The 21163-nt window shown below is 65.6% G+C and carries 22 protein-coding genes; 7 read left to right on the top strand and 15 right to left on the bottom strand.

Annotation, left to right across the window (positions count from 1 at the left end; genetic code table 11):
- Positions 1-70: 70 nt before the first annotated feature.
- From fabG to AR540_RS04690, 5 genes are all read right to left on the bottom strand, one after another.
- The gene (gene fabG, locus AR540_RS04710; RefSeq protein ID WP_059226675.1) at positions 71-814 is read right to left on the bottom strand and encodes a 3-oxoacyl-ACP reductase FabG; all 744 of its coding nucleotides are present in this window, start codon (positions 812-814) and stop codon (positions 71-73) included.
- 15 nt (positions 815-829) lie between these two features.
- A complete protein-coding gene (gene fabD, locus AR540_RS04705) occupies positions 830-1765 on the bottom strand; it encodes an ACP S-malonyltransferase (RefSeq protein WP_059226674.1) in 936 nt (311 codons plus the stop codon).
- Positions 1766-1847: 82 nt separating this feature from the next.
- Positions 1848-2837, bottom strand: a complete 990-nt coding sequence (gene plsX, locus AR540_RS04700; RefSeq protein WP_442963765.1) for a phosphate acyltransferase PlsX — start codon at positions 2835-2837, stop codon at positions 1848-1850.
- 6 nt (positions 2838-2843) lie between these two features.
- Positions 2844-3026 carry a 50S ribosomal protein L32 gene (gene rpmF / locus AR540_RS04695; RefSeq protein WP_007160601.1) on the bottom strand — a complete coding sequence of 61 codons (183 nt, stop codon included), beginning with the start codon at positions 3024-3026 and terminating at the stop codon, positions 2844-2846.
- A 10-nt stretch (positions 3027-3036) separates the two neighbouring features.
- A complete protein-coding gene (locus tag AR540_RS04690) occupies positions 3037-3564 on the bottom strand; it encodes a YceD family protein (protein WP_059226673.1) in 528 nt (175 codons plus the stop codon).
- A gap of 99 nt (positions 3565-3663) precedes the next feature.
- Between AR540_RS04690 and AR540_RS04685 the strand changes: the two genes are divergently transcribed.
- Positions 3664-4242: a Maf family protein gene (locus AR540_RS04685; protein WP_059226672.1), complete on the top strand. Its 579-nt coding sequence runs from the start codon at positions 3664-3666 to the stop codon at positions 4240-4242.
- Positions 4243-4263: 21 nt separating this feature from the next.
- On the opposite strand, the gene sppA is transcribed toward AR540_RS04685, so the two are convergent.
- The 3 genes from sppA to rluC are packed head-to-tail and all read right to left on the bottom strand — an operon-like array spanning position 4264 to position 6881.
- Positions 4264-5256, bottom strand: a complete 993-nt coding sequence (gene sppA, locus AR540_RS04680) for a signal peptide peptidase SppA (RefSeq protein ID WP_059226671.1) — start codon at positions 5254-5256, stop codon at positions 4264-4266.
- Positions 5249-5935, bottom strand: coding sequence for an HAD-IA family hydrolase (locus AR540_RS04675; protein WP_059226670.1), 687 nt, complete (start codon positions 5933-5935; stop codon positions 5249-5251). The genes sppA and AR540_RS04675 overlap by 8 nt, the downstream gene beginning before the upstream one ends.
- Positions 5928-6881, bottom strand: coding sequence for a 23S rRNA pseudouridine(955/2504/2580) synthase RluC (gene rluC / locus AR540_RS04670; protein WP_059226669.1), 954 nt, complete (start codon positions 6879-6881; stop codon positions 5928-5930). The genes AR540_RS04675 and rluC overlap by 8 nt, the downstream gene beginning before the upstream one ends.
- 707 nt (positions 6882-7588) lie before the next feature.
- On the opposite strand from rluC, the gene rne reads away from it, so the two are divergent.
- Positions 7589-10867, top strand: coding sequence for a ribonuclease E (rne, locus tag AR540_RS04665; RefSeq protein ID WP_153014166.1), 3279 nt, complete (start codon positions 7589-7591; stop codon positions 10865-10867).
- Positions 10868-11510: 643 nt separating this feature from the next.
- Here the strand turns inward: rne and rpsI are convergent.
- The 6 genes from rpsI to AR540_RS04635 all read right to left on the bottom strand — a co-directional run bounded on the left by rpsI (position 11511) and on the right by AR540_RS04635 (position 16519).
- On the bottom strand, positions 11511-11903 hold the full coding sequence (gene rpsI, locus AR540_RS04660) for a 30S ribosomal protein S9 (RefSeq protein ID WP_058764621.1): 393 nt from the start codon (positions 11901-11903) through the stop codon (positions 11511-11513).
- A gap of 15 nt (positions 11904-11918) precedes the next feature.
- Positions 11919-12347 carry a 50S ribosomal protein L13 gene (rplM, locus tag AR540_RS04655; protein ID WP_007160609.1) on the bottom strand — a complete coding sequence of 143 codons (429 nt, stop codon included), beginning with the start codon at positions 12345-12347 and terminating at the stop codon, positions 11919-11921.
- A 206-nt stretch (positions 12348-12553) separates the two neighbouring features.
- Positions 12554-13255, bottom strand: a complete 702-nt coding sequence (gene nfi / locus AR540_RS04650) for a deoxyribonuclease V (RefSeq protein WP_059226667.1) — start codon at positions 13253-13255, stop codon at positions 12554-12556.
- Positions 13256-13309: 54 nt separating this feature from the next.
- On the bottom strand, positions 13310-14404 hold the full coding sequence (gene zapE, locus AR540_RS04645) for a cell division protein ZapE (RefSeq protein WP_059226666.1): 1095 nt from the start codon (positions 14402-14404) through the stop codon (positions 13310-13312).
- Between the two features lie 85 nt (positions 14405-14489).
- A complete protein-coding gene (locus tag AR540_RS04640) occupies positions 14490-15839 on the bottom strand; it encodes a tryptophan--tRNA ligase (RefSeq protein WP_059226665.1) in 1350 nt (449 codons plus the stop codon).
- 44 nt (positions 15840-15883) lie between these two features.
- Positions 15884-16519, bottom strand: a complete 636-nt coding sequence (locus AR540_RS04635) for an alpha/beta hydrolase (protein ID WP_059226664.1) — start codon at positions 16517-16519, stop codon at positions 15884-15886.
- 185 nt (positions 16520-16704) lie between these two features.
- Between AR540_RS04635 and AR540_RS04630 the strand changes: the two genes are divergently transcribed.
- From AR540_RS04630 to AR540_RS04610, 5 genes are all read left to right on the top strand, one after another.
- A complete protein-coding gene (locus AR540_RS04630; RefSeq protein ID WP_059226663.1) occupies positions 16705-17145 on the top strand; it encodes a YhcB family protein in 441 nt (146 codons plus the stop codon).
- A 333-nt stretch (positions 17146-17478) separates the two neighbouring features.
- Positions 17479-17841 (top strand): ArsC family reductase, encoded by a 363-nt coding sequence (locus AR540_RS04625; protein ID WP_059226662.1) that lies wholly within the window; start codon positions 17479-17481, stop codon positions 17839-17841.
- A gap of 73 nt (positions 17842-17914) precedes the next feature.
- Positions 17915-18949 carry a 2,3,4,5-tetrahydropyridine-2,6-dicarboxylate N-succinyltransferase gene (gene dapD, locus AR540_RS04620; protein ID WP_058768620.1) on the top strand — a complete coding sequence of 345 codons (1035 nt, stop codon included), beginning with the start codon at positions 17915-17917 and terminating at the stop codon, positions 18947-18949.
- A gap of 50 nt (positions 18950-18999) precedes the next feature.
- Positions 19000-20208 carry an aminotransferase class V-fold PLP-dependent enzyme gene (locus AR540_RS04615; RefSeq protein WP_059226661.1) on the top strand — a complete coding sequence of 403 codons (1209 nt, stop codon included), beginning with the start codon at positions 19000-19002 and terminating at the stop codon, positions 20206-20208.
- On the top strand, positions 20205-20603 hold the full coding sequence (locus AR540_RS04610; protein WP_059226660.1) for a SufE family protein: 399 nt from the start codon (positions 20205-20207) through the stop codon (positions 20601-20603). Before AR540_RS04615 ends, AR540_RS04610 begins: the two co-directional genes overlap by 4 nt.
- On the opposite strand, the gene tadA is transcribed toward AR540_RS04610, so the two are convergent.
- A complete protein-coding gene (gene tadA / locus AR540_RS04605; RefSeq protein ID WP_059226659.1) occupies positions 20600-21103 on the bottom strand; it encodes a tRNA adenosine(34) deaminase TadA in 504 nt (167 codons plus the stop codon). The two genes, AR540_RS04610 and tadA, sit on opposite strands and share 4 nt — an antisense overlap.
- Between the last annotated feature and the right edge of the window lie 60 nt (positions 21104-21163).

The raw sequence follows: 21163 nt of genomic DNA, 5'->3' as shown, positions 1-21163 counted from the left end.
CGTATGCGCGGCCATTGCTGGTCCGACAGTTTACCAGCTTAGCGCAATAGCCGCGCGGGGGTAACGCCGGTCAGCTCATGTACATTCCGCCGTTCACGGGGATCGTGGCGCCAGTCACATAGGCCGCCCCCTCACCCGCCAGGAAGCCGACCACCTTGGCGATTTCGTCGGCCTGCCCGAGGCGACCGGCAGGAATCTGGGTCAACAGCGCTTCGCGCTGGGCTTCCGGCAGCTCACGGGTCATGTCGGTGTCGATGAAGCCAGGGGCCACCGCGTTGACGGTGATGTTGCGCGAACCCACCTCGCGGGCCAAGGCCCGGGTGAAGCCCTCGAGACCGGCCTTGGCGGCAGCGTAGTTGGCCTGACCGGCGTTGCCCATGGCCCCAACCACCGAGCCGATGCTGACGATGCGACCCCAGCGGCCCTTGGTCATGCCCTTGAGCACGGCCTTGGACAGGCGGAACAGACTGTTGAGATTGGTATCGATCACATCGAACCACTCATCGTCCTTCATCCGCAGCATCAGGTTGTCGCGGGTGATACCGGCATTGTTGACCAGGATCGACGGCGCGCCGAACTGCGCCTGGACCTGCTCGAGGGCGGCCGCGACGGAGGCGCTGTCGGACACGTTGAGCACCAGCCCGGTGCCTTCGATGCCGTTGGCCTTGAGCGACTCGGCGATGCGCTGGGCGCCCGCCTCGCTGGTCGCGGTGCCGATCACGGTGGCGCCGAGCCGACCCAGTTCCAGGGCGATGGCTTGACCGATACCACGGGTGGCGCCCGTGACCAGGGCGACCTTACCTTGCAGACTCATCTCGTTTTCCTCGATTCAAAAAGCCGCGCGCGCGGCGGCGAAGGCGTCGGGGGTGTCCAGGGCCAGCGTTTCCACGCCCTTGACGCATCTCTTGTTCAGGCCGGCCAGCACCTTGCCAGGGCCACACTCAACCAGGTGGGTGACGCCCTGGGCGGCCAGGTACTGTACGGACTCGACCCAGCGCACCGGGCTGTACAGCTGGGCCAACAGATCCTGTTGCAGGCTGGCCAGGTCGGTGTTCACGCCGGCATTGACGTTCTGCACCACCGGAATCTCCGGTTGAGTCCAGGTACAGCCACGCACGTCCTCGGCGAAGCGCTCGGCCGCCGGACGCATCAGTTCGCAGTGGGAGGGCACGCTCACCGGCAGGGCGACGGCGCGCTTGGCGCCCAGCGCCTTGCAGGCTTCGATGGCACGCTCCACGGCAGCCGCGGCACCGGCAATCACCACCTGACCCGGCGCATTGAAATTGACGGCGCTCACCACTTCGCCCTGCGCGGCTTCGGCGCAGGCCGCCTGGACCTGGGCATCTTCCAGGCCGAGGATGGCGGCCATGCCGCCCTGCCCGGCCGGCACGGCCTGCTGCATCAGCTCACCACGACGCGCCACCAGGCGTACCGCGTCGGCGAACGGCAGGCTGCCCGCCGCGACCAGCGCGGAGTACTCGCCCAGGCTATGGCCGGCGACGTAGGCAGGCTTGGCGCCCCCCTCGGCCAGCCACAGCCGCCACAGCGCGATGGAGGCAGTCAGGATGGCGGGCTGGGTACGGTCGGTCCGATTGAGCGACTCCTGCGGGCCCTGCTGGGTCAGCGCCCAGAGATCGTAGCCGAGCACGGCGGAAGCTTCCGCGAAGGTTTCGCCGATCAGCGCATGGTGCGCGGCCAGTTCGCCCAGCATGCCCAGGGCTTGGGAACCCTGGCCGGGAAAGACGAAAGCGAGAGAGGCAGACATAGGCAGGTCTCTTGTGGGTCCATTGCTGGCGAAAACGCTGTTCCGCCACGGATAGACTGAGATGTCGGTGTCGACCGGTCGGTCACACCGCTTTCAGGGCCGCCAAGTTTAACCGGATACGTCGCGGGAGATCAGTCTCCACATCGCGCAGCGCCCGCTCGATGGCCTGAACGAGACCGACTTCGCTCGCTGCGCCGTGGCTCTTCACCACCACGGCGTTCAAGCCCAGAAAGCTCGCCCCGTTGCGCAGCTCCGGGTCCCAGTGGCGAAAACGCCGGGCCAGCCAAGGCTGCAGCAGCCGACGTTCCAGCCAGGAGGCTCGTCCGGAGCCCTCCACCACCAGGCGCAGCAGGGCCTCGCCGGACTTGAGCACCGCATTGCCGGTGAAACCGTCGCAGACCACCACGTCAGCGACGCCATCATAAAGATCGCTGCCCTCGACGAAGCCGATGAAATCGAAGGCCTGGCTCTGAGCGAGTCGCCGCGCCGCTTCCTGGATCACCGGCGTTCCCTTGCCCGGCTCGCGACCGACATTGAGCAAGGCGACCCGCGGCCTGGCGAGACCGCGCGCCTGGGCCGCGCCGGCGCCCAGGTAGGCGAACTGCACCAGCTGTTCGGCGGAGGTATCGAGATTCGCACCCAGGTCGAGCAGCAGCGACTGGTGAGTTCCCCTGCCAGGTAAGGCCGACATCATGGCGGGTCGATCGATATCCGGCAGCGTTCCCAGGATGAGCCGCGCCAGCGCCATCCAGGCGCCGGTGTTGCCGGCGCTCAGGCAGCCGTGGGCGCGCCCCTGCTGGACGGCTTCCAGGGCGGCATGCATGGAGGTACGGGTACGACTGCGCACGACACTGGCTGGCCGCTCATCGGGACCGACGGCGGAGTCGACGTATTCGAACTGCAGACGAGTGGCGAGTGAAGCGTGAGGGGACCAGGCCGACAGGGCGTCGCGCTGACCACAGAGCAGAAGATTTAACGCGGGGAAACGCTCGAGAGCGCTTATTGCAGCAGGAACAATGCAGCGGGGACCGAAGTCCCCGCCCATTGCATCGATCGCGACGACGGTTTCGATCGAGGATTACTCGTCGGACCCCTTGTCGATCACCTTGCGACCGCGGTAGAAACCGTCGGGCGACACGTGGTGGCGCAGGTGAACTTCACCGGTGCTCTTTTCCACGGACAGAGCGTTCGCTTCGAGGGCGTCGTGCGAACGACGCATGTCGCGAGCGGAACGGGATTTTTTGTTCTGCTGAACAGCCATGATTTAACTCCTAAACGTTTGGGTCACGCTTCAACTGCGCAAGTACACTGAACGGGTTGGGTCGCTTTTCCTCGTCCGCCGGCTCTTCGGGCGCCTCGAAACCTTCCGGATGCTGGCAAGCACCTTCTGGATGCACGGGGATGATCGGCAGAGCGAGCAGCAGCTCCTCTTCGACCAGGCTGTGCAGGTCCAGGGGCTCTTCACCAACCTCCAGGGCATCGTAACCCTGTGGCAAGGCATCGGCCGACTTCCCTTCCCAGAGCACGGCGAAATCGAATTCGCTGCTAATGGGAAGCACTGCCGGCTCCAGACAACGCTGGCAAATCATCTCGACCTTGGTATCCAGGACACCGTGGATGACGAATTGCTTTTGTTGATCACGCCCGAAGTCGAGGACGACGGCAACCGCGCCTTCGGACTTCACGAGCTGCTCGCCGACACGCCGCATGTTCGCGAGAGGCAGCTCACCCTTGAGGGTTACGCCGCGATCCGCCAATTTGCGAGGATCGACCTGAGGTGGAATTGGCCCATTCAACATAAGCGCGCCATTATAGGGACGGCCTTACGGCTGTCAAAGGAAATTAACCCCGAAGCGACTCCGACCGACCTTTGGTCGACCTCGCCCGAGAACAGACTGATGCCTCTTATTCTACTCGCTTCCAGCTCGCCTTACCGCCGCCAATTGCTGGAAAGGCTCGGCCTACCCTTCAGTCATCGGTCGCCTGACATCGATGAAACACCGCTACCCAGTGAGAGCCCCAGAGCGCTGGTGGAGCGCCTGGCTCGGGCCAAGGCCGCCGCCTTGGGCGATCAACCGGAAGCCACTCTCATCATCGGCTCGGATCAGGCCACCGCCATCGACGGCGAAATCCTGGGCAAACCTCTGAGTCACGAGCGCGCCCACCAACAACTGGCCAGGGCGAGCGGTCGCACGCTGGTGTTCCATACCGGACTGGCCGTGCTGGACCGCCGAACGGGCCAATGCCGGAGCGACGTCGTGGATTTCCAGGTGCGCTTTCGCCAACTGGATGGTGCGACCATCGACCGCTACCTGCTGGCGGAACAACCCTATGACTGCGCCGGCAGCTTCAAGGCCGAGGGCCTGGGCATCGCCCTCTTCGAGTCGATGCAGGGGGATGACCCGACCAGCCTGATCGGCCTCCCCCTCATCCGCCTGGCGGCGCTGTTGCGCGAAGCCGGCCTGCAAGTGCCCTAGATCACCTGCAGCGGCATCCGCTCAGCGCAGCGTCGGCCCCTGCCAGCCCATGTAGAGCGCGAGCCGCTCGGCGACGCTGGCCCCGAGGCGCTTGGCGAAGCGATCGAAGGGCGAATCTTCCTGGGTGAAATCCACCAGGCGCTCTTCCTTGACCACATCCCGCGCCACGTAGCTGGCGCTGCCGAGGCCATCGATCAGCCCCAGGGACAGTGCCTGCTCGCCGGACCAGACCAGCCCGGAGAACAGCTCTGGATGCCCCTCGACCTTGAGCCGATCACCACGGCCCTTCTTGACGCTGTCGATGAACTGCTGGTGGGTGGTATCCAGCACCTGTTGCCAGAAGCGGGTTTCCTCGGGCTTCTGCGGCTGGAAGGGATCGAGGAAGGCCTTGTGTTCGCCGGAGGTGTAGACCCGGCGCTCCACGCCCAGCTTCTCCATGGTGCCGACGAAGCCGAAGGAAGCCGCGGTCACGCCGATGGAGCCGACCAGGCTGGCCTTGTCGGCATAGATGGCATCGGCGGCACTGGCCACGTAGTAGGCCCCCGAGGCGCCCAGGTCGGTGATCACCGCGTAGAGCTTGATGTCGGGATGCAGCCCACGCAGCCGCTTGATCTCGTCATAGATGTAGCCGGATTGCACCGGACTGCCGCCCGGACTGTTGATGCGCAGCACCACGCCTCGGGTATTGCTGTCGTCGAAGGCCTTGCGCAACGCCGTCACCACGTTGTCGGCACTGGCCTTTTCGTCGTCGGCGATCACGCCCTTGAGCTCGATGAGCGCGGTGTGGGCGCCCGACTCGGTCACCCCGCCCTTCTTGCCCAGCGACAGCAAGGGCGTGAACAGCACCAGCATGAGAATCAGGTAGGCGAAGGTGAGCAGCTTGAAAAAGATGCCCCAACGCCGCGCCCGCCGCTGCTCCTGCACGCTGGCGAGCACGGTCTTCTCGATCAGGGCCCAGGTCTTGTCGTCAGAGGGACGCACCTGCCCGCGCTCTTCTTTCCATTCATCAGCCATGCCCGACTTCTCTCCTGACCACATCGTTATCACCCAGCCATAGCGCCAGGTCCGCGAAAGCTTCGATCACCAACCGCGGCGCGAAATCCCTCAGCACCTCGGCCGGTTGAGCACCATAGCCGGCACCCACTGCATCGACCCCGGCGCGCCGGGCCATCTCCAGGTCGAACACCGCATCCCCCACCAGCAGGGCCCGCACCGGCGCCACGCGGCAGTGGGCGAGGATTTCCCGCACCATCTGCGGATCGGGCTTGCCGGCGGCCTCGTCGGCACAACGGGTGATGTCGAAGAAATCGCTCAAACCGTGCTGCTGCAGCGAACGAGCGAGGCCCCGCCGACTCTTTCCGGTCGCCACGGCCAGCTGATAGCCCTGGGCGCGAAAACGCTGCAGTCCGCTGAGCACCCCGGGAAACAGCGGCGAGGGCGTCTGCTCACGGCGGACGAATTCGGCACTGTAGGCATCGCGGAAGCCCTCTATCTGTGCCTGGGTCACAAGGTGCGGATAGAGGGTCTGGATCGCCGCGACCAGCTCCAGGCCGATGATGCCCTTGATGGCCACGTCGCTGCGCGGCGGCAGCCCTAGCTGCTCGGCCGCTGCGTGCATCACCTCGACGATGCGGCCGATGGAGTCGGCCAGGGTGCCGTCCCAGTCGAAGATCAGCAGCTGGTAATCAGGCATCCAGACGCTCCAGCGTCTGACTCCAGGTGCTATCGACCGGCGCCTCCAGGCGTAGCTCGCCGCCGTCGGGCAGGGGAATCACCAGGCTCGCCGAATGCAGGAACAGGCGCTTGCCGCCCAGCTCGCGAATCTCCTGGGAGAAGTCTTCGTCGCCATACTTGGGATCGCCGGCGATGGCATGACCGGCATGGCGGGCGTGGACGCGAATCTGGTGGGTCCGCCCGGTCACCGGACGCGCCTCCACCAGGGTGGCGAACTCGCCGTAGCGGCGCAGCACACGGAATTCGGTGAGCGCCTCCTTGCCCTCGTCGTTGACCTCGACCATGCGCTCGCCGGATCTGAGGGTGTTCTTCAGCAGCGGGGCATTGATCTTCTTCTTGGCCGCCGGCCAATGGCCGCGCACCAGGGCGTGATAGCGCTTGTCGACACCGTCGCCGCGCAGGGCTTCGTGCAGGAAGCGCAGCATGCTGCGCTTCTTGGCGATCATCAGCAGCCCGGAGGTATCCCGATCAAGGCGATGGACCAGTTCGATATCCGGCGCCTCGGGCCGCAATTGGCGGAAGACTTCGATGACCCCGCCGGAAAGGCCGCTGCCACCGTGCACGGCGATGCCCGCCGGCTTGTTGATGACGATGAGGGCCTTGTCCTCGTGGACGACGGAGTCCTCCAGGCGCTCGAGCAGCCCCTTGGCCAGGGGTGCCGGCTCGTCGGGCTCGGACAGCCGCAGCGGCGGCACACGGATCCGGTCGCCAGCCTGCAGGCGGTAATCGGGCTTGATGCGCCCCTTGTTCACCCGCACTTCGCCCTTGCGCAGGATGCGATAGATGAGGGTCTTGGGCGCGCCCTTGAGTTGGGTACGCAGGAAGTTGTCGATGCGCTGACCGGCATAGTCGGCGGGCACATCGAGCAGTTGAACGCCAGTGCTGGGAGAAGGAGGCTTAGTCATCGCTGGATGATAGCAATTTTCCCTGATTTGAAGCACTTAAAGCTTGCTGCTATAGTCCGGAGGCGGTTATCAGTCCTGTCTGGATGGCACCGCTCGCGAGGCCGTCGATTCCGCCCGCGGAATAGAAGCTGCAAATGCAATAGTCACTGGACGTCTGGCCGTCCAGCGGATCGCCGATTCTACCCAAGGGGGTGAGTGGCGATCCGCGATCCGCCTGGTAACCAAGGCAGCGGCACCCAGGGTGCCAGCTGTAAAACGACAACCGCTCCGGACCTTGCGGGCGGCACCTGATTACTGAAGATTGTGTGCAGGATGGAGATGCACAACCAGCGTATCGCGTAGCCTGACAGTACGCCTGCAGCCCGCTTCGCGCCCAGCTTCGGCCAAGGTGACGATCGCAGGTGGAAGCCTCAAGGCCAACGGCCGATGCTCCAACCGAGCGACACCTGACACGAATCCAGCGACGACCCGGCTGCCCGAGCCTTTCGGCTGTCACGCCCGCACCATGCCTGGTTGATTCCTCCTCCTGTGGAGCTGCAAAGGCAGTCGCTCGAGCGCCTGCAGGAGACGTAGTCGCGGCACGCCCCCGGGCCTGCTGCTGGACACGAAGGCCGGTTTCACCCGGCTTCGATACGACCCCCGCGCACCCTTCTTTCGAATCCTGTTGCCACCACGCGGACCGAGAGCCTGGAACGTAGTGGTATTACATGAAAAGAATGCTCATCAACGCGACCCAGCCCGAGGAATTGCGGGTTGCCCTGGTCGACGGTCAACGCCTGTTCGACCTGGACATCGAGTCCGGCGCCCGCGAACAGAAGAAGGCCAACATCTACAAAGGTCGCATCACCCGCATCGAACCCAGCCTGGAAGCCGCCTTCGTCGACTTCGGCGCCGATCGCCACGGCTTCCTCCCGCTGAAGGAAATCTCCCGGGAATACTTCAAGAAGAACCCGGAAGGCCGCGTCAACATCAAGGAAGTGCTCTCCGAAGGCCAGGAAGTAGTCGTCCAGGTCGAAAAGGAAGAGCGCGGCAACAAGGGTGCCGCCCTGACCACCTTCATCAGCCTCGCCGGTCGCTACCTGGTGCTGATGCCCAACAATCCCCGCGCGGGCGGCATCTCCCGCCGCATCGAGGGTGAAGAGCGCAACGAACTGCGCGAAGCCCTGAACGGCCTGGACGCTCCCGGCGACATGGGCCTGATCGTACGCACCGCCGGCCTGGGCCGCAGCACCGAGGAACTGCAGTGGGACCTCGATTACCTGCTGCAACTCTGGTCCGCGATCACCGAAGCCTCGGGCGAGCGCAAGGGTCCCTTCCTGATCTATCAGGAAAGCAACGTCATCATTCGCGCCATCCGCGACTACCTGCGCCAGGACATCGGCGAGGTCCTGGTCGACAGCGTCGAAGCACAGGAAGAAGCCCTGAGCTTCATCCGCCAGGTGATGCCGCAGTACGCCAGCAAGATCAAGCTGTACCAGGACAGCGTCCCGCTGTTCAATCGCTTCCAGATCGAAAGCCAGATCGAGACCGCCTTCCAGCGCGAAGTGAAGCTGCCCTCGGGCGGCTCCATCGTCATCGATCCCACCGAAGCCCTGGTGTCCATCGATATCAACTCGGCGCGCGCCACCAAGGGCGGTGACATCGAGGAAACCGCCCTGCAGACCAACCTGGAAGCGGCTGAGGAAATCGCCCGCCAGCTGCGCCTGCGCGACATCGGCGGCCTGATCGTCATCGACTTCATCGACATGACCCCGGTGAAGAACCAGCGCGCCGTGGAAGACCGCGTCCGCGAAGCCCTGGAAGCCGACCGCGCCCGCGTGCAGATCGGCCGCATCTCCCGCTTCGGCCTGCTGGAGATGTCTCGCCAGCGCCTGCGCCCTTCCCTGCGCGAGACCAGCGGCATCGTCTGCCCACGCTGCAACGGCCAGGGCATCATCCGCGACGTGGAATCCCTGTCGCTGGCCATCCTGCGCCTGATCGAAGAAGAAGCCCTGAAGGACCGCACCGCCGAGGTCCGCGCCCACGTGCCGATCCAGGTCGCCTCCTTCCTGCTCAACGAGAAGCGCAACAGCATCACCAAGATCGAACTGCGCACCCGCGTGCGCATCATCATCCTGCCGGACGATCACATCGAGACTCCGCACTTCGAAGTGCAGCGTCTGCGTGATGACAACCCCGAGCTGCTGAACAGCCAGTCCAGCTACGAGATGGCCAACACCGAAGCCGAGGAAGTGCTGCCGGTCAGCTCCACCCGCACCCTGGTCCGCCAGGAAGCCGCGGTGAAGGTAGCGCCCGAGCGCGCCCCGGCGCCCACGCCCGTCACCGCCGACGTGGTGACCCCGGTCGCCCCGGTGGCCGCCAAGCCGGCCGCCGAACCCAATCTGTTCAAGGGCCTGGTGAAGTCCCTGGTCAGCCTGTTCGCCGGCAAGACCGAAGAGCAGCCGCTGGCCGACAAGACTGCCGCCACCCCCGAAGCGACCAAGAGCAGCGACGAGCAGCGCCGCCAGGACGAGCGTCGCAATGGCCGCCAGCAGAATCGCCGCCGCGAAGGCCGTCGCGATGACGAGCGCAAGCCCCGCGAAGAGCGCCAGCCCCGCGCCGACCGTGGCGAGCGCAGCGATCGTCCGGCTCGGGAAGAGCGCAAGCCGCGTGAAGAGCGTCAGCCTCGCGAGGAGCGTCAGCCCCGTGAAGAGCGCCAGCCCCGCGAGGAGCGTCAACCGCGCGAAGAACGCCAGCCGCGTGAAGAGCGCCAGCCCCGCGAGGAACGCGCCAACCGCGAAGAGCGTCAGCCGCGTGAAGAGCGAGCCAGTCGCGAAGAGCGTCAGCCGCGCGAGGAGCGTCAACCACGCGAAGAGCGCGCCGCTCGCGAAGAGCGTCAGCCCCGTGAAGAGCGTCAACCTGGCGAAGAGCGCGTGAGCGCCGAAGAGCGTCCGGTTCGCGAAGAGCGTCAACCCCGCGAAGAGCGCAAGCCGCGCGAAGAGCGTCAGCCCCGTGAAGAGCGCAAGCCACGCGAAGAGCGTCAGGCCGCGGCCAGCGCCGAAGAGCTGAACGAAGAAGAAGTACTGGAAGGTAACGACGAGCTGGAAGAAGGCGAAGAGCGTCCGCGTCGCCGCTCCCGCGGTCAGCGCCGTCGCAGTAACCGTCGCGAGCGTCAGCGCGATGCCAACGGCAACTTCATCGACGACGAAGAGCAGAGCGCCGCAGGCAACGATGCTGCTGTCGCGCCGGCTGCGGTCGCCCTGGGCACCGCGGTCGTGGTCAGCGAGAGCGTGACCGCCGTCGCCACCCAGGAAGAGGTTCGCGAGGCTCGCGAGCAGACGGCACCCACTGTCGATGCCCCGGCTACCCAAGCCCAGGAAGAAACCGCGGCAGCCCAGCCCGCCGTCGACGCGCCTGCCCAGCCGGAAATCCTCACGCCCAGCGCGAGCCAGCTACAGGACGAGCGTGCGCCGCACCAGGACGTGGAGATCACCGCTCCGATCGCCGAACAGATCGCTCCCGTGACGACCACGGCGTCGATCCCGTCGACCCCGGTCGAGACCGAAGCTACCGAATCGGCCGCCGGTCGCGCCTCCAACGACCCGCGCGAGCGTCGTCGCCGTGAGCGCCTGGCTCGTGAAGCCGAAGCTGCACGTGCCAAGCAGGCTGAGCAGGACGCTCAGGCACCCACCCTGGGCGCCATCGCCGAGACCGAGGAAACCTTCGCTACCGCAGCGGTAGGGACCGTGGAGCCGCAAGAAGCGCCTGCAGCTCAAGAGGAAGCGCCTGCTGCTGAAGCGGAATCGGCTCCGGTCGTGATCGAACAGCCCGCTGAAATCGCACCCAGCGCGATCCAGGAAGAAGCTGCCACTGTCGCTCCGCTTGCCGAGGGCGCCACTTCGCAGGAAGAGCCCAAGGCAGACGCATCGACGGAAGAGGAAGCCAAGCAGGCGGAATCCGAGCTCGAGCGCAAGCGCAACGAATCGCGGGAAAACCATCCCAACTGATTCTTGGCGTTAACGGAAAGGGGCGCTCAGGCGTCCCTTTTTTTATTCCTGCGATTTGAGAGGCCTAGCACCGAGGCTGTATACCGGGAACGGGACTCTCGCCCCAGCGCGTCAACGGCAAAGCCGGAGATAGTGGCCCAGCCTCAGGCGCTCAACCTGGTGCGACTGTTCAGGCTTTGCCGATAGCGCCACTCCTCCCACCCAGAGCACTCAGCGACCTGGGGCCCCAAGCGCCTGCCAGCGATGGTTCCGCTTCGCCCCATACCCATCCGCACGCCCCAGACGCGACCTGCCAGCTACGCCTTGGCGATGGCGCCCCAATCCAACCAACAGCGCCTGAACGACTCGACGCCAGTAGGTATCGAGCGCAGCGAGACCCAAGGCCTTGGAGGCACGGCCTGAGCCTTGCCTGGGATTACCAAGGAAAAGATTTCAAACGACACCCCATTCGACGACCACATTCTCCGCGTCAACCGCTCGCCCTGAACATTCAGATTGCAGCTTGGCGAAGCGACCGGAAGACCCTCCAACAGAACCCCTAGGCCAGGACGCCAGCCAAGCCCCCTGTCACCGTCGCCCGAAAGATCCCGGGCATAAAAAAACCCAGCCGTTTGGCTGGGTTTTTCGAGCGCATCCCGAAGGATTAACGCTTGGAGTACTGCGGACGCTTACGCGCTTTGCGCAGACCGACTTTCTTACGCTCGACTTCACGGGCGTCACGAGTGACGTAGCCGGCTTTGCGCAGGGAGCTGCGGTAGCCTTCGTCGTACTCGATCAGGGCGCGGGTGATGCCGTGACGGATGGCACCGGCCTGGCCGCTCACACCACCGCCAGCGACGGTAACGTAAACGTCGAACTTCTCCAGGGTCTCGGTCAGCTCGAGGGGCTGACGGACGACCATGCGCGCGGTTTCGCGGCCGAAGAAGGTATCCAGGGTGCGATCGTTGATGGAGATCTTGCCAGTGCCCGGACGGAGGAAGACACGAGCGGTGGCAGTCTTACGACGGCCGGTACCGTAATTTTGAGTTGCCGACATGTTCTACTATCCCGATTAAAACTTGAGTTCTTGGGGCTGCTGAGCGGTGTGCGGATGGTTCGCACCCTTGTACACCTTGAGCTTGCGATACATGTCGCGGCCCAGCGGGTTCTTCGGCAGCATACCCTTGACGGCGGTCTCGATGACGCGCTCGGGAGCACGGGCGATCAGCTTTTCGAAGTTGATCGACTTGATGCCACCCGGGAAACCGGAGTGATGGTAGTACATTTTGTCGGTAGTCTTGGCACCGGTCACACGAACCTGCTCGGCGTTGATGACGACGATGTAGTCGCCGGTGTCAACGTGAGGGGTGTATTCGGGCTTGTGCTTGCCACGCAGGCGAGTGGCAATTTCAGTAGCCAGACGACCCAGAGTCTGGCCAGCAGCGTCGACGACGTACCAGTCGCGCTTAACGGTTTCCGGTTTTGCGGTGAAAGTTTTCATTCTCTATGGCCTCAGAGGCCGCCCTGGTAAAAAGACGGCAAATTCTACACAACAGTGCAACCCCAGACAAGTCAGGGGCAGCCGGAAACAGACGCTCTTCGGGGGCTCGGGTCGGCGTCCGCTACGGCGATCTCGGCAGGCTTAGGCATCCCCCGCCAAGAAAGCTGCGGCATGATACCCGTTTTGGACAAAAAGGCAATCGCAAATTAGAAAGAAAACAGCGCCTGGGTCGCTACCGAACCCTGGCGACGCGAGGCCAGGTGGTCCGCCAGTCGCGTCGGTTCCGGCAGGCGATGGCGTCTGACGCAGGCCATGACCAGCCTGGGAGCGGTGGCCAGGCTGACGCGGTGACCAGGCGAGACGATCAGCGGCTTCACTCTGTCCTTGCTACGCAGCACCGAACCTATCACCGCCCCTTCGCGATCCAGCAAGTCGACCTGGGCGCCGCTGGTTTCGGCCAGCTCGCCGTGGTGGCCGGTAAGAATCTTCTTGGCGACACCGATGGTCGGTAGGCCGGTGACCACGCCCAGATGGGCGGCGATACCGAGGCGGCGCGGGTGGGCGATGCCATGACCGTCGCAGAACACCAGATCGGGAGTTTCCGGCAGCTCCTCCAGCGCCTGGAGCAGTGCCGGGAGTTCGCGGAAGGACAGCAGCCCCGGCACATAGGGCATCACGGTGGGAATGCGGGCCATGGCATGGGCCAGTGGCTGCAGGGTCTCGGCATCCAGCAGGACGGCCACCGCGCGAGTGATCGCGCCGCCTTCCTCGAAGCCCACGTCGACCCCTGCGTAACGGCGCGGCGCGCCGAAGTCGTCATCCAGGCGGACCTGGGTGGCCAGTTGCTTCTGCAGGATGCGCGCCTGGGCGGCCGAGCCGTCCCAGTCGGCGAAGGGGTTGGAATTCACGAGCTGCTCCCAAGAACCTGAGTCAAAGGATTGATCCTCCAACCCCGACAGGGTTCAGGGCTTGTGCGGACGGGCCAGGTACTCGTGGGACTGCATTTCCAGCAGGCGACTGAGGGTGCGCTGGAATTCGAACTCCAGGCGGCCGCCGGAATAGAGGTCCTTGAGCTCGACCTCGGCGGACAGGATCAGCTTGACCTGGCGATCGTAGAATTCATCGACCAGGTTGATGAAGCGGCGCGCCATGTCGTCCTTGAGCGCATCCATCTGCTCGACATTGCTGACCAGCACCGTCTGGAAGATCTTGCCCAGCTCGATGTAGTCGTTCTGACTGCGCGGACCGTCGCAAAGGGCGCGGAAATCGAACCAGGCGACGTCTTCGCAGGTGCGACGGGCACGGATCTCGCGATTCTCGATCATCAGCGGCACGTCTTCGCAGAGGTCGTTGCACTCGACGGTGAGCGAACGGAAGCTCTTGGCCATCGCCGCCTCGACCTCGTCGCTCAGCGGATAGTGAAACAGCTGGGCCTGCTCCAGGGCGCGCAGGCGATAGTCCACGCCGCTGTCGACGTTGACGATCTCGGTATGCTCCTTGAGCAGCGCGATGGCCGGCAGGAAGCGCGCGCGCTGCAGGCCGTCCTTGTAGAGGCCGTCGGGCACGATGTTCGAGGTGGCGACCAGACTCACGCCGTTCTTGAACAGCTCTTCGAGCAGGGTCGCCAGGATCATGGCGTCGGTGATGTCGGAAACGAAGAATTCGTCGAAGCAGATCACCCGCGCCTCGTCGGCGAAGCGCCGGGCGATGATGGTCAGGGGATTCTTCTCGCCCTTGAGGGTGCGCAGCTCTTCGTGGACACGCTTCATGAAGCGGTGGAAGTGGGTGCGCATCTTCTGCTTGAACGGCAGGGCGTCGTAGAAGGTATCGACCAGGTAGGTCTTGCCGCGCCCTACCCCGCCCCAGAAATACAGGCCCTTGATTGGGGTGACCGTCTTGCGCCCGAGCAGCTTGCCGAACAGACCGCCCTTGGCGGCGGGCTCGGCGAGCAAGTCATCATAGAGCCGTTGCAGGTGGCGGACGGCCTCTTCCTGGGCAGCATCGTAGAAAAACTCCGGGCGCTTGAGGTCGGCCTGGTAACGCTCGAGGGGGGTCATGGCGGCTTCTGGTCGGGTGGAAAAAAGGGTGGTCACTGTAATGGCGGTCCCTGGCGTTGACAACGCCGGGGACCGCGGGTGCCCTTTAGGACTCGGCCAGTTGTGCGAGCGCGGTCCGGGTGCGTTCGATCAGCGCATCGCGCGCGGCGGGAGAATCGATGGCGACGCCCTCGGCTACCACCTGATCGCCCAGCAGCAGCTGGAAGCCGTTGCCCTCAGCCGCCACGACGGTAGCCGGCGCCGTAACCAGCTGCTTGCTGGTGATGCCGGCGGTCTTGGCTTCGGCGAAGGGAAGCGACAGCGCCAGCTCGGTACCGTCGGCATCGAGCAGGCGGAAGCGGAAGCTGCCGTCGCTCTCGCGGAAGCTGACGAAGCGGGCGGTTTTGCTGGCCTTCTTCTTGGTGCTGCCGGTGGCGACCTGGGTCTTGAGCGAGCGCAAGCCCACGGCTTCGCGTAGTTCGCCGAGGAAGGGCGTGGCATAGCGGCGAGCCTTGGCGGCGCCGGCCAGCAGGATTTCTTCCAGATCATCGGGACGGGCGATCAGCGCCGCGTAGCGCTCGCGGGCCTCGCCCAGTTCGGCGTCGAGCAGTTCGAACAGTTGGCCCTTGGCTTCGCCCCAGGCCAGGCCGCCAAGCAGGGCTTCGCGGAAGGCCACGCTCTGTTCGGGGGTGGCGAAGGCCTGGTAGAGGGTGAATAGATGGGCGCTGTCAGGGTCCTTGGGCTCGCCGGGCAAGCGCGAATCGGTAACGATGCGGGCGATGGCGTCCTTGAGTTGCTTGGCGCTGCCGAACAGCGGAATGGTGTTGTCGTAGCTCTTGGACATCTTGCGGCCGTCGAGGCCGGGCAAGGTGGAGACGCTTTCCTCGATGACCGCCTCGGGCAGGGCGAAATAGTCGCGCCCGTTGCCGAACAGGTGGTTGAAGCGCTGACCGATGTCGCGAGCCATTTCCACGTGCTGGATCTGGTCGCGCCCGACCGGCACGCGCAAGGCGTTGAACATGAGGATGTCCGCGGCCATCAGCACCGGGTAGCTATAGAGCCCCATGGTGACCCCGGCATCGGGATCCTCGCCCTGCTCCAGGTTGCGGTCGACCGCGGCCTTGTAGGCATGAGCGCGATTGAGCAGGCCCTTGCCGGCGACGCAGGTGAGCAGCCAGGTCAGTTCGGGGATCTCGGGGATGTCGGACTGGCGATAGAAGGTCACCCGCTCCGGATCCAGGCCGCTGGCCAGCCAGGTGGCGGCGATCTCCAGGCGCGAACGCTGGATGCGTGCGGGGTCGTCGCACTTGATCAGGGCGTGGTAGTCGGCGAGGAAATAGAAGGAGTCGGCATCATCGGCCAGGCTGGCGCGGATGGCGGGACGGATGGCCCCGGCGTAGTTGCCCAGGTGCGGAGTACCGGTGGTGGTGATGCCAGTAAGGATGCGAGTGGTCATGGAAGCGCTGGAAATCCGAGAGACGAGGGCTTGGGCTGAAGAGGTCAGGCCTGCAGGCGCGGCAGGACCAGTTCCTTGAGTTCGACGAGTTTGCCATGGAAGAAGTGGCTGCACTCGGGCACGCGGAGCAGTTCGTGAGGTTGGTCGAGGGCGGCGGACCAGGCGTAGACCCGCGCGGGGGTCACTACCTCGTCGGCCTCGGGCTGGATGACCGTGAGGCGCGCACGCTGCGGCAGACGGCCGTCGACCGCGAAGCGCTCCACGGGCGGCGCCAGCATGAACAGGCGCTCCACCGCCACACCCTCACCCTCCAGATGACCACCCAGGCAGGCGGCGACGCAGGCGCCGAAGGAGAAACCGCAAAGGGTCAGCGGCAGATCGGGATGGCGCTCGCGCAGCCAGGCCACGGCGGCCGCGGCATCGTCGATCTCGCCTTCGCCGCCGGCATGGACGCCGGTGCTGACACCGACGCCACGGAAATTGAATCTGAGGGTGGCCTGCCCCGCGTCACGGGCAATGCGCTGCAGGGTGGCGACCACCTTGTTCTGCAGGGTGCCCCCATGGAGCGGATGGGGATGACAGAGCAGGACCGCACCGAGGGGTTCGACCGGACTCTGGTACAGGGCCTCCAGAGTGCCCGCAGGGCCCTCCAGCAGCCGGGATTCTTCACGGGCTGACACGTTTGACTCCGTGACCTCGGACGCACAGTGCTCATCCAAGGAATTGATTTTGATAGGGTCGATCCTGCGCGATGCCTGAGTGCGGGGTATGATGACGCCCAGCGAATGGCAGAAGACGCAACCCAGTGTACAGGCTCGCCGGTCTGCCGTTACCGTAAAGCAAAGCCGCTCATAGAGGAAGTTTCGTGGAACAGTCGCTCACTACCTGGTTGTTGCCCCTGGTCGCGCTGCTGATCGGGGTCGGGATAGGTTTTCTGCTGGCGCGCCTGGTGCCGGGCGCCGCGCCGAGCCGGGTGCAGCGCCAGCTGGATGACCTGCAGAAGAAGTTCGACGACTACCAGCACGAGGTCACCAGCCACTTCAGCACCACTGCTGGCCTGGTGCGCAAGCTGACCCAGACCTACCAGGACATGCAGTCGCACCTGTCCGAAGGCGCCGAGCGCCTGGCCCAGGACGAGCTGACCCGTCAGCACCTGCTGGCCTCGCTGCACAGCGCCGAGCAGCGCTACCCGTCCAGTCGCGAGCGCATCGACGGCCCGACCGAAGCGCCGCGGGACTACGCGCCCAAGGGCGACGGCGCACCCGGCACCCTGGACGAAACCTACGGCGTGAAAAGCCGCGGTTGATCGCCAAGGCCGGGGACTCCCCCGGCCTTTCGCTTTCCGGCGCCGGCCCTCGTCACTCAAGGCGCGACGCCCGGCCCTTTTCCGGCCCGTCATGGCATAATCCGCGGTTGTTAGAGCCTGTTCAAAGGCTCGCGAGCTGGAGCCAAACAGGGCGCAACGACCAACGGGAGTAACAGCCAACGGCTGGCCCGTAGGGTAAGCGCCAGCGAACCAAAGGGCTGAGGAAGCGGAGTTTACGAGTGGTAAATGAGCATTCCGAAGCCATTTTCAACGCAGTTTGGCCGACGCGCAGCAGACTTTGAACAGGCTCTTAGTCTTTCGCAGGAGAACGCCATGCCCGTAGCGGCCAGTGGCCTGAGCCTCTACGGCATCAAGGCCTGTGACACCATGAAGAAGGCCCGCCAATGGCTCGACGAGCATGGCCAGGCCTATCACTTCCATGACTACAAGCAGAGCGGCATCGACCGCGAACGGCTGGCAGCCTGGTGCGCGGAACATGGCTGGGACAAGGTGCTCAATCGCGCCGGCACCACCTTCCGCAAGCTCGACGAGGCCCAGAAGGCCGACCTGGATACCGCCAGGGCCATCGACCTGATGCTGGCGCAGCCTTCGATGATCAAGCGACCCGTGCTCGATCTCGGCGACCGTACCCTACTGGGCTTCAAGCCCGAGCTCTATGCCGCGGCCCTGAACTGACCCCGCGGCCACCGCCCTCACTACCGCACATTTCGCACCGCCCGGATCGGTGCCTCTGCAAAGGAACAGTCTTATGTCGAATGCCCTCTTCAGTATCGCCTTCGGTGTCGGCACCCAGAATCGCCAGGACGCCTGGCTGGAAGTCTTCTATGCACAGCCCCTGCTGAATCCCGCTCCCGAGCTGGTGGCGGCGGTCGCGCCCCTGCTCGACTACCAGGGCGGCAACCAGGCCATCGCCTTCGCGCCTGCCCAGGCCCGTGGTCTGGCCGAGGCGCTCAAGGGCATCGATGCCGTGCAGTCGGCCCTGCTGACCCGCCTGGCCGAAAGCACCAAGCCGCTGGTGGCCACCCTGCTGGCCGAAGATGCCGCCCCCGCCTCCACCCCCGAGGCCTACCTGAAGCTGCACCTGCTGTCCCATCGTCTGGTGAAGCCCCACGGCCTGAACCTGAGCGGCATCTTCGCCCTGCTGCCCAACGTCGCCTGGACCAACCAGGGTGCGGTGGACCTGGCCGAGCTGCCGGCCGAGCAACTGGAAGCCCGCCTGCGCGGCAAGCTGCTGGAAGTCTTCTCGGTGGACAAATTCCCCAAGATGACCGACTACGTGGTGCCGGCCGGCGTGCGCATCGCCGATACCGCCCGGGTACGCCTGGGCGCCTACGTGGGTGAAGGCACCACGGTGATGCACGAAGGTTTCGTCAACTTCAACGCCGGTACCGCCGGCCCGGGCATGATCGAAGGCCGCGTCTCCGCGGGCGTCTTCGTCGGCAAGGGCTCGGACCTGGGCGGCGGCTGCTCCACCATGGGCACCCTGTCGGGCGGTGGCAACATCATCATCAGCGTCGGCGAAGGCTGCCTGATCGGCGCCAACGCCGGCATCGGCATCCCGCTGGGTGATCGCTGCACCGTGGAGTCCGGTCTCTATGTGACCGCGGGTACCAAGGTTGCCGTGCTGGACGACCAGAACCAGCTGGTGCGGGTGGTCAAGGCGCGCGAGCTGGCCGGTCAGAGCGATCTGCTGCTGCGCCGCAATTCGGAAACCGGCGCGGTCGAATGCAAGACCAACAAGACCGCCATCGAACTCAACGAAGCGCTGCACGCGCACAACTGAGTCCACCACCGGGCAGCCCGCCACGGGCGGGCTACCCCGGAGTTGTCGCCATGTCGCTACCCTCCCCCTGGCGAGCCGAGTTTCCGGCCTTCGCCGCCTTCGCCGCCGACGGCATTACCTACCTCGACAGCGCCGCCACGGCGCAGAAGCCCCAGGTGGTGCTGGATGCCCTGCTGGCCAGCTACCGCCTGGGCGCGGCCAATGTGCACCGCGCCCAGCACTGGGCTGCCGAGCGCGCCACCGCCGCCTACGAAGGCGCCCGGGGGCGGATCGCCGCCTGGCTGGGCGCCGCCTCGCCGCACGAGGTGGTGCTGACCCGCGGCGCGACCGAGGCGCTCAATCTGCTGGCCTACGGTCTTGAAGATGCTTTCGCGGCGGGTGACGAGATCCTCATCAGCGCCCTGGAGCACCATGCCAATCTGCTGCCCTGGCAGCAGTTGGCCCGGCGCCGGGGCCTGCACCTGAAGGTCATCCCCCTGACCCCGAGCGGTCATCTTGACCTGGAGGCCGCCGTGCGGTTGCTGGGTCCCAGGACCCGCGTGGTCGCGGTCAGCCAGCTGTCCAACGTGCTCGGCACCTGGCAACCGCTGGCGGAACTCGCCGAGCTGGTGCGGGCCCGTTCGCCGGCCTGGCTGGTGGTGGACGGCGCCCAGGGTGCCGTCCATGGCCGCCATCGCCCGGGCGACTTCGATGCCGACTTCTATGTCTTCTCCGGCCACAAGCTCTATGCGCCGGAAGCCATCGGCGTGCTCTGGAGCAAGGCCGACTGCCTGGCGCAGCTCAAGCCCTGGCAATTCGGCGGCGAGATGGTGCAGCACACCACCTTCAGCGAGGCCCGGTTCCATGCCGCGCCCATGGGCTTCGAGGCGGGGACGCCACCCATCGGCGCGGCCATCGCCCTGGGCGCGGCGGTGGACTGGCTGCAGGCGCAGGACGAGACGCTCATCCGCGGTCACGAGCAGGCGCTGAGTCTGAAGCTGCTGGCCGGGCTGGCTGCCCGCGACGGCGTCCAGGTGCTGGGTGAACCCCAAATCGCCCTGGCCAGCTTCCAGGTCGCGGGCATCGATGTCGGCGACCTCTCCCACCTGCTGGGTGAACAGGGCATCGCCGTGCGTGCCGGTCAGCACTGCGCCATGCCGCTGTTCCAGACGCTGCAGGCGCCCGGTGCGCTGCGGGTCTCCCTGGGTCTGTACAACGATGCCGGCGACTTGCAGCGCTTCTTTACCGCGCTGGACAATGCCCTGGAGCTGTTGCGATGAATCTGCTTCTTGATGCGGCGGAAGCGCGCCGCGCCTTCGTCATCGCCAAGGGCTGGGAGGCACGCTCGCGCCTGTTGCTGCAATGGGCGGAGCGCTTGCCCGCGGTATTGGAAGAGCGTGACGAAGACCTGGTGCAGGGCTGCGAAAGCCGGGTGCGCCTGACCCATGAAGCCCGGGGCGACCGTCATTTCTTCCGTGCCAGTAGCGAATCCCGGGTGCTCAAGGGGTTGCTCGCCGTGGTGCTGGTGCGCGCCAACGGTCTCACCCGCGAGGAGCTGGCGCGGCTCGATATCCATGGCTGGCTCACCGAGCTGGGTCTGGAGCGACAGCTGTCGCAGTCGCGCAGCAACGGGCTGAATGCCGTGCTGGCGCGGATGCGTGAGTTGGCGGCTTAACCTTCGCCCGACGGCGGAGTGCGCCGTGCCCGGAAGAAGTCGGTCAATACCTGGCCACAGGCCTCCGCCAGCACCCCGCCCTCCACCAGCACCCGGTGATTGAGAAAGTCCTGCTCGAAGAAGCGCCCGCGACTCTGGGCCATGCCGGCGCGCGGCTCGCTGGCGCCGTAGACCAGGCGCTGGATGCGGCTGTGCACGATCAGGCCCGCGCACATGCTGCAGGGCTCCAGGGTGACGTAGAGGGTGGCGCCGGGTAGTCGGTAGTTGGCCAGCTGCGCGGCTGCGGCGCGAATGGCCTCCATTTCGGCGTGGGCACTGGGGTCGTGGGCGCCGATGGGGCGATTGAAGCCGCGGCCGATGATTTCGCCATCCATTACCACTACCGCACCGACCGGCACCTCGCCCTGCTCAGCGCCCTGCTCCGCCAGCACCAGCGCTTCGCGCATGAAGAGGTCGTCCCGACTGCGGTCGATGATGGGTAGCGGACGAAAGCGGGCCATGGCTGAACTCTGGACAAAGGCCAATGATACCGCCCCCGTCGACCAAGACCAGCCACGGCG

The organism is Pseudomonas sp. EpS/L25 (genome assembly GCF_001512295.1).
Taxonomy (GTDB): domain Bacteria; phylum Pseudomonadota; class Gammaproteobacteria; order Pseudomonadales; family Pseudomonadaceae; genus Chryseomonas.
Note: the sequence above shows the minus strand (reverse complement) of the source record. Positions and strands in the feature narration are given on the sequence as shown.